At 76.1% G+C, this 8,873-nt stretch carries 2 protein-coding genes and 1 pseudogene; all 3 read left to right on the forward strand.

Annotated features, from left to right (window positions below; all coding sequences use genetic code 11):
* Window positions 1-2,340 (forward strand): SDR family NAD(P)-dependent oxidoreductase (locus tag ACFY15_RS36645; protein ID WP_390827053.1); only part of this gene is annotated, 2,340 nt, incomplete at its 5' end.
* Window positions 2,341-2,366: 26 nt separating this feature from the next.
* A pseudogene (locus tag ACFY15_RS36650) lies at window positions 2,367-2,420 on the forward strand (hypothetical protein); the annotation flags it as partial.
* A gap of 60 nt (window positions 2,421-2,480) precedes the next feature.
* The coding region (locus tag ACFY15_RS36655; RefSeq protein WP_390827054.1) for a type I polyketide synthase at window positions 2,481-8,873 on the forward strand (6,393 nt) is incomplete at its 3' end.

Raw genomic sequence — 8,873 nt, forward strand, 5'->3', positions numbered from 1 at the left:
GGCACGCAGGTGGACTGGCCGGCCGTCCTGGCCGGTCAGGGCGCGCGCCGTGTCGACCTGCCGACCTACGCCTTCCAGCGCCGGCGCTACTGGCTGACGACGGAGGCGGCAACGGCACCCGCCGCCGGTTCCGCACCGGCCGACGCGGCGGAAGCGGAGTTCTGGGACACCGTGGAGAACGGGGGCCCCCAGGCCCTCGCCGCGCAGCTCGGGGTGGCGGCCGGGGCGCCGCTGGACTCGGTGTTCGGCGCGCTATCGGTCTGGCGCCGGGAGAGCCGGACCCGGACCACCCTCGACGGCTGGCGCTACCGGGCGGTGTGGCAGCCCCGCACCGATCTGCCCGCCTCCGCCCCGTCCGGCACCTGGCTGGTCGTGGCCCCGGACGCGACGACCGCCGAGCCCTACGCCCGGATGCTGGCCGACCGGGCGGCGGCCGAGCCCCTGCGCGTCATCGCCACCGATCCGGGGGCCGACCGTGAGGCGCTGGCCGTGCTGCTGCGGCAGGCCGGGGCCTTGGACGGCGTACCGGTGGCCGGGGTCCTGTCCCTGCTGGCGCTGGACGAACGCAGCCACCCGGTGTACACGGGCCTGCCGGCCGGTCTCTCGGCCACCGTCGCGCTCGTCCAGGCGCTCGGGGACCTGCACGTCGAGGCCCCGCTGTGGTGCCTGACCAGCGGGGCCGTGGCCGTCAGCAGCTCCCGGCCGGTCACCCGGCCGCTCCAGGCCCTGGTCTGGGGCATGGGACGCGCGGTCGCACTGGAGATTCCCGGCCGCTGGGGCGGCCTGGTCGACCTCCCCGGAACGGATGCCGGCGCCGGCGCCCCCGACGAGCGGACGCTCGCCCGCCTCGCCGAGGTCCTCGGCGGCGCCGACGGCGAGGACCAGCTCGCGGTGAGCCCCTCCGGGACCCTCGTCCGCAGGCTGGCCCGGATGCCTCGCACCACCGGAGCCACCGGTGACGGCGGCTGGAAGCCCCGGGGCACCGTCCTGGTCACCGGAGGTACGGGTTCGCTTGGCGGGCACACGGCCCGCTGGCTGGCCGCGGCCGGTGCCGAGCACCTGGTCCTCACCAGCAGGCGCGGCGAGGCCGCGGCGGGTGCGGCCGAACTCGCCGCCGAACTAAGGGATTCGGGGGTGCGAGTGACGCTCGCCGCGTGCGACGTCGCCGACCGGGCGGCCCTGGCGGGCCTGCTGGACACCCTGGCCGGGGACCCCGCCCCGCTGACGGCCGTCGTGCACGCCGCCGGGCTCCCGCAGTTCACCACCGTCGCGGAGACCGGTCCCGAGGAGCTGGCCGCCGTGGTCTCCGCCAAGGTGGCCGGCGCGGTCCATTTGGACGGCCTGCTCGCCGACCGGGACCTGGACGCGTTCATCCTGTTCTCGTCCGTCTCCGGCGTCTGGGGCAGCGGCAGCCAGGCCGCCTACTCCGCGGGCAACGCCTTCCTGGACGCGCTGGCCCAGCACCGCCGGGCCAGGGGGCTCGCCGCGACGGCCGTCGCCTGGGGCCCCTGGGCCGAGGGCGGCATGGCCGCCGACGGCGGGGCGGAGGAGTACCTGAGGCGCAGCGGACTGCCCTCGCTCTCCCCGGCCCTGGCGGTCTCGGCCCTGCAACTGGCCATGGACCGGGACGAGACCGCCGTGGTGGTGGCCGACGTCGACTGGCCGAGGTTCGCGCCGTCCTTCACCATCGGCCGGCCCAGCGCCCTGCTCGCCGACCTGCCCGAGGCACGGGAGGCGCTGGCCGCCGGCGCCAGGGCCGAGGAGGCCGCCGGCACCGGCGCCCCCGAGGCCGAGGAGTTCGTACGGGAGCTGTCCGGCCTCGACCCGGAGTACCGGCACGACCTGCTCCTGGAACGGGTGCGGAGGGAGGCGGCGGCGGCACTGGGCTACCCGGGCACGGACGCCATCGAGCCCGACCGGGCCTTCCGGGACCTCGGCTTCGACTCGCTCACCGCGGTCGAACTCCGCAACCGGCTGGGCGCCGTGACCGGGCTCCGGCTCCCGACGACGCTGGTCTTCGACCACCCCACCCCGAGCGCCCTCACCGACGGCCTGCTGGCCGCGCTGCTGCCCGAAGGGGCCGCGGACCGCGCTGCGGAGGAGGGCCCGGACGAGGCCCGGCTGCGCCGGGTCCTCGCCACCGTCCCGCTGGCCCGCCTGCGTGAGGCCGGCCTCATGGACGCCCTGCTGGCACTGGCCGGGCCGGCGGACACGGCATCCGCCGGCGATCCGGCCGGCCCCCACACCGATGTCGACACCGACACGGACACCGACTCCGCCATCGCGGACATGGACCTCGACCACCTCATCGAACTGGCGCTCGGCGACAGCGAAGCCTGATCAACGGCCCGAGTACGGAGCACATCATGACCACATCGAACGACAAGATCGTTCAGGCACTGCGCGCCTCCCTCCAGGAGACCGAGCGGCTGCGCCGCCAGAACCGGAAGATGACGGACGAAGCCCGTGAGCCCATCGCCATCGTCGCGATGAGCTGCCGTTTCCCCGGCGGCATCGGCTCCCCCGAGGAGCTGTGGCGCCTCCTCGCGGAGGGCCGCGACGCGATCTCCGGCTTCCCGGCCGACCGAGGCTGGGACCTGGACGCGCTCTACGACCCCGACCCGGACCACGCCGGCACCTGCTACGTCCGCCACGGCGGGTTCCTCGACGACGTGGGCGAGTTCGACGCCGCCTTCTTCGGGATCTCCCCGCGCGAGGCCCTGATGATGGACCCGCAGCAGCGGCTGCTGCTGGAGACCGCCTGGGAGGCCTTCGAGCGGGCCGGGATCGACCCGGCGTCGCTGCGCGGCTCCCGCACCGGTGTCTTCGCCGGCACCAACGGTCAGGACTACGCCCGCCTGTCCACCTCACCGGAGGATTTCGACAGGTACCTCGGTACGGGCAACGCCGCCGCCGTGATCTCCGGACGGCTCGCCTACACCTTCGGTCTCGAAGGCCCCGCCGTGACCGTCGACACGGCCTGCTCCTCCTCCCTCGTCGCCCTGCACCTCGCCGCCCAGGCACTCCGCAAGGGCGAGTGCACCCTCGCCCTGGTCAGCGGCGTGACGGTGATGTCCACGCCCGGCGCCTTCATGGAGTTCAGCCGCCAGCGCGGGCTGGCCGCCGACGGCCGCTGCAAGCCCTTCTCGGCCGCCGCCGACGGCACCGGCTGGAGCGAGGGCGTCGGCATGCTGCTGGTGGAGCGGCTCTCCGACGCCCGCCGCCACGGCCACCGCGTCCTGGCCGTGCTCCGCGGCAGCGCCGTCAACCAGGACGGCGCTTCCAACGGGCTGACCGCCCCCAGCGGCCCGGCGCAGCAGCGGGTCATCCGCCAGGCTCTCGCCGACGCCCGGCTCACCGCGGCCGAGGTGGACGCCGTCGAGGCGCACGGCACCGGCACCTCCCTCGGGGACCCGATCGAGGCCCACGCCCTGCTCGCCACCTACGGCCAGGACCGCCCGGCCGAACGGCCGCTGCTGCTGGGCGCACTCAAGTCGAACATCGGCCACACCCAGGCCGCGGCCGGCGTGGCGGGCGTGATCAAGATGGTCATGGCCATGCAGCACGGGACCCTGCCCGCCACCCTGCACCTCGACGAGCCGTCCCCGCACGTGGACTGGTCGGCGGGCGCCGTCCGCCTGCTGACCGGGGCCGTCGCCTGGCCGGAGACGGAAGGCCCGCGCCGGGCCGGCGTCTCCTCCTTCGGCGTGAGCGGCACCAACGCCCACGTCATCCTCGAACAGCCGGCCCCCGAGCCGGACGCGCCCGACACCGGCGCGGCCCCGACCGCCGGATCCGGCCGGGCCCCGCTCCTGTGGCCCCTCTCCGCCCGCACCCCCGAGGCGCTCCCCGAGCAGGCCCGGCGGCTCCTGGCGTACGTACGGGAACACCCGCAGGCCGAGCCCGCCGCCATCGGCCACGCCCTCGCCACGACGCGCGCCCAACTGCCGCACCGGGCAGCCGTCGTGGGGCGCGACCGCGACGAACTGCTGTCCGCCCTCACCGCCTTCGTCCGCCAGGAGCCGACGGGCCGGGCCTTCCAGGGCATCGCGGCCCGAAAGACCAGGACCGCGTTCCTGTTCTCCGGACAGGGCAGCCAGCGCCTGGGCATGGGTCGTGAACTGCACGCTGCCTTTCCGGTGTTCGCGCAGGCTTTCGACGCGGTGTGCGGGGCCCTGGACCCGTACCTCGAACTCCCGCTGCGGGAGGTGGTGTTCGGTGCCGACGCGGAGCTGCTGGACCGGACCGAATACGCGCAGTCGGCGTTGTTCGCGGTGGAGGTGGCGTTGTTCCGGCTGGTGGAGTCCTGGGGTGTGCGTCCGGACTTCCTGGCGGGGCATTCGGTGGGGGAGTTCGCGGCGGCTCATGTCGCGGGTGTGCTGTCGTTGGAGGACGCGGCGAGGCTGGTGGCCGCGCGGGGCCGGCTGATGCAGGCGCTTCCCCCGGGCGGGGTGATGGTCGCGGTCCAGGCTTCCGAGGAGGAGGTGCGGGAGCTGCTGGCGGGGCTGGAGGACCGGGCGGGCATCGCGGCCGTCAACGGGCCGGCCTCGGTGGTGCTTTCGGGTGTCGAGGACGCGGTCGCCGAGCTGTCCGGGAAGCTGGCGGCCGAGGGGCGCAGGACCAAGGCCCTGTCCGTCTCCCACGCCTTCCACTCGCCGTTGATGGACCCGATGCTCGACGCCTTCCGCGAGCTCGTCGAAGCCGTCCCGGTCGCCGCACCGTCCCTCCCCGTGGTCTCCACCGTGACCGGCCGCCGCCTGACGGCCGCCGAACTGGGCGATCCCGAGTACTGGGTGGGCCAGGTGCGCGCCGCGGTCCGGTTCGCGGACGCGGTGCAGTACCTCGCGGACGCCGGAGCCTCGGTGTTCGTCGAGGTCGGGCCCGGGGGAGTGCTGTCCGGCCTGGCCCAGCCCCTGCTGGACGCGGACTCCGCGCACGCGGTACCCCTGCTGCGCGCGGAGACCTCCGAGGATCTGGCCGCGGCCTCCGCGCTGGCACGGCTGCACGTCCACGGCGTCCCGTGCGACCCGACCGCCCCGTCCGGCGACCGCGCCGGCCGCCCGGCCCTCCACGACCTGCCCACCTACGCCTTCCAGCGGCGCCGCTACTGGCTGGAGTCCACGGCCTTCGCCGGTCGGCCCGCCGCCGACGCCGCCCGGGCCGCCGACCCGGCGGAAACCGGGTTCTGGGACTCCGTGGAACGCGCCGACCTCGCCGCCTTCGCACAGCGCCTCGGCCTCACCGACGACGCGCCCCTCAGCTCCGTCCTGCCCGCCCTCTCCCTCTGGCGCCGCAACCACCAGGAGCGGTCCACGCTCGACGGCCGGCGCTACCGCATCGCCTGGCAGCCCGCATCCGCACCCGTACCCTCCGCCTCCGCCACCGCCCGCGCCGGCGGCAGCTGGCTGGCCCTGGTCCCCGCCGCCGGCCCGGCCGGCGACCCGTGGACGGCCGACGTCCTGCAGGCCCTGGGCGAGCACGGCGCGACCGTCCGGCCCCTGCCGGTCGAACCCGGCACGGACCGGGAGGCACTCGCGGACCTGCTGCGCACCACCGCCCACGACCAGCCCGTCGACGGGGTCCTGTCCCTGCTGGCCCTCGACGAGCAGCCGCACCGCGCCCACCCCGTCCTGGCGGAAGGGCTCGCCACGACCCTCGCGCTGATCCAGGCCCTCGGCGACGCGGGCCTCGACGCCCCCCTGTGGTGCGCCACCCGCGGCGCCGTCTCCACCGGCACCTCCGACCCGCTGCGCAGCCCCCACCAGGCGGCGGTCTGGGCCCTCGGCCGGACCGCGGCACTCGAACACCCCGCACGCTGGGGCGGCCTGGTCGACCTCCCCGAGGTGCTCGACGACCGCGCCGCCCGGCGCTTCGCGTCCGTCCTCGCACACGCCCACGGCGACGAGGACCAGCTGGCCGTACGCGGCGCCGGCGTCTACGTACGCCGCCTGCTGCGCGCCCCCCGGAGGCAGTCCGGTACGGCACCGGAAGCCGCGCCCGCCCGGCAGCCGCACGGCACCGTCCTGATCACCGGCGGCACCGGAGCCCTCGGCGCCCACGTGGCCCGCCGGCTCGCCGGGGCCGGAGCCGACCACCTGGTCCTCACCAGCCGCCGCGGAGCGGCGGCGTCCGGCGCCGAGGCGCTCCGCGCCGAACTCGAGGCCCTGGGCGCCCGGGTCACCATCGAGGCCTGCGACATCGCCGACCGGGAGGCCGTGGCCCGGCTGCTGGCCGGCCTCCCGCAGGAACACCCCCTCACCGCCGTCGTCCACGCGGCCGGGGTGGGCACCCCGGCCATGCTCGCCGAGACGACCGCCGAGGAGTTCGCCGAGGTCCTCGCCGCCAAGACGGCCGGCGCCCGGCACCTCGACGAACTGCTGGCCGAGGAGGCCGGGGCGCGCCCGCTCGACGCCTTCGTGCTCTTCTCGTCGATCTCCGGCGTGTGGGGAGCGGCCGGCCAGGCGGCCTACGCCGTGGCCAACGCCTCCCTCGACGCCCTCGCGGAACACCGGCGTGCCCGCGGGCTCGCCGCCACCTCCGTCGCCTGGGGCCCCTGGGCCGGCGGCGGCATGGTCGAGGACGGCGACGCCGAGGACCGGCTGCACAAGCGCGGACTGCCCGCACTCAGCCCGGCGGCGGCCCTCGCCGCACTGGACGCCGCCCTCACCGCGGACGAGACGGCGGTGACGGTCGCCGACGTCGCCTGGGACCGCTTCGCGCCCTCCTTCACCCTGCTGCGCCCCAGCCCGCTGCTGAACGGTGTTCCCGAGGCCGTCGCAGCCCTCGCCGGGGCAGCCGCGGGCACGGCGTCCGACGGTCCGGGCGACGGCGAACTCCCCGAGTTCGCCCGCCGCACCACTGCCCTGACCGCCGCCGAGCAGGCCCGCGCGGTCCTCGCCCTGGTGCGGGCCGAGGCCGCCGCGGTGCTCGGCCACCAGGACGCGGAAGGGGTCCCGGCCGACCGGGCCTTCCGCGAGCTCGGCTTCGACTCCCTCACCGCTGTGGAGCTGCGCAACCGCCTCGGCAAGGCGACGGGGGTCCGGCTCCCGGCCACCCTCGTCTTCGACCACCCGTCCCCGTCCGCCCTGGCCTCCCACCTGCTGGCCGAACTGACCGAGGCCGTCACGGGCCGGGCCGCCGCCCCCGCGCCGACGGCCACCGCCCGCGGCGCCGACGACGGCGAGCCCCTCGCGATCGTCGCCATGAGCTGCCGCTACCCGGGCGAGGTGCGCAGCCCCGAGGACCTCTGGCGCCTCGTCGCCGAGGGCCGCGACGCGGTCGGCGGCTTCCCCGCCGACCGGGGCTGGGACCTGGACTCCCTCTACGATCCGGACCCCGACCGGCCCGGCACCACGTACGCCCGGGACGGAGGCTTCCTCCACGACGTCGCCGACTTCGACCCCTCCTTCTTCGGCATCTCGCCCCGCGAGGCCCTCGCCATGGACCCGCAGCAGCGGCTCCTGCTGGAGACCGCCTGGGAGGCCTTCGAACGCGCCGGCATGGACCCCACCTCCCTGCGCGGCACCGGCACCGGCGTGTTCATCGGCTCCGGCTACCAGGACTACGCCTCCCGCCTGCTGAGCGTCCCGCAGGACCTGGAGGGCTACATCGGCACCGGCAGCTCGGCGAGCGTCGTCTCCGGGCGCATCGCCTACTCCTTCGGCCTGGAGGGGCCGACGCTCACCGTCGACACGGCCTGCTCCTCCTCCCTCGTCGCGCTCCACCTCGCCGCTCAGGCCCTGCGGCGCGGCGAGTGCGACCTCGCCCTGGTCGGCGGGGTGACCGTGATGTCCACCCCCAACGCCTTCGTCGAGTTCAGCCGGCAGCGCGGTCTGGCGGCCGACGGGCGGTGCAAGCCGTTCGCGGCGGCGGCCGACGGCACGGGCTGGGGCGAGGGGGTGGGCATGCTGCTGGTGGAGCGGCTCTCCGACGCCCGCCGCCACGGCCACCCCGTGCTGGCCCTCGTCCGGGGCTCCGCGGTCAACCAGGACGGCGCCTCCAACGGGCTGACGGCCCCCAACGGCCCGGCCCAGCAGCGGGTGATCCGCCAGGCCCTCGCGAACGCCGGGCTCTCCCCGGCCGACGTGGACGTGGTCGAGGCGCACGGCACCGGCACGGCCCTCGGCGACCCGATCGAGGCGCAGGCGCTGCTGGCGACGTACGGGCAGCAGCGGCCGGAGGACCGGCCGCTGTGGCTGGGCTCCCTGAAGTCCAACATCGGCCACACCCAGGCCGCGGCCGGCGTGGGCGGCATCATCAAAATGGTCGAGGCCCTGCGCCACGGCGTCCTGCCCAGGACCCTCCACGTCGACGCGCCGACCCCGCACGTCGACTGGTCGGCGGGAGCCGTCGAGCTGCTGACCGAGACCGTCGACTGGACGGCCGGCACGGACCACACCCGCCGGGCCGGCATCTCCTCCTTCGGCGTGAGCGGCACCAACGCCCACGTCATCATCGAGCAGCCGCCCGTGGAGACCCCCGCACCCGCCGAGGCCCGCCCTGAACCGAAGCCGGTCCCCTGGCTGATCTCCGGAAGCGGGCCCGAAGCCCTCCGCGAGCAGGCCGAGCGCCTCCTCGACCACGTCGAGCAGCATCCGGCCCTGGAACCGGCGGACGTGGCCCTGTCCTTGGCGAGCTCCCGCGCGGCACTGGAACACCGCGCCGCCGTACTCGGCACCCGACGGGAGGACTTCCTGCCCGCACTGCGCGCCCTGGCCGCCGACGACCCGGCCACGGAGACGGACACCACCCTCCGCGGCACAGCCGGCTCCCCGCCCGGCACGGCGTTTCTGTTCTCGGGCCAGGGGAGTCAGCGGCTGGGGATGGGGCGTGGGCTGTATGCGGCGTTCCCGGTGTTCGCGGATGCCTTCGAT

Source organism: Streptomyces sp. NPDC001373 (assembly GCF_042895815.1).
In the GTDB taxonomy this organism is placed as follows: domain Bacteria; phylum Actinomycetota; class Actinomycetes; order Streptomycetales; family Streptomycetaceae; genus Streptomyces.